This window comes from uncultured Tenacibaculum sp., assembly GCF_947494125.1.
In the GTDB taxonomy this organism is placed as follows: Bacteria; Bacteroidota; Bacteroidia; order Flavobacteriales; family Flavobacteriaceae; genus Polaribacter.
Map to the genome: position 1 here is coordinate 1 of NZ_CANLTU010000061.1, position 245 is coordinate 245.

A 245-nucleotide genomic window follows, 5' to 3' on the forward strand; every position below is an offset into this window, starting at 1 on the left:
GTACCAGATGGAGCAGATGCAGATAATGGATTGAATCCAATAAAAGATAGTGATGGCGATGGAATTATAGACGAGGCAGATTCAGATGACAATCCAACAGATGGAGTAACTGATACCGGAAATACGGATAGTAATGGAAATGGAATCGATGACGCGTATGATATTTTAGATACCGATGGCGATGGAATCCCAGATTATGCAGATTCAGATGTAGATGGCGATGGAGTTATCGACAACGGTCCAGA

1 pseudogene is annotated in these 245 nt (G+C 42.0%); it reads left to right on the forward strand.

Going from position 1 to position 245, the window contains the following annotated elements:
• Positions 1-245, forward strand: a pseudogene (locus tag Q0881_RS17815) (gliding motility-associated C-terminal domain-containing protein); the annotation flags it as partial.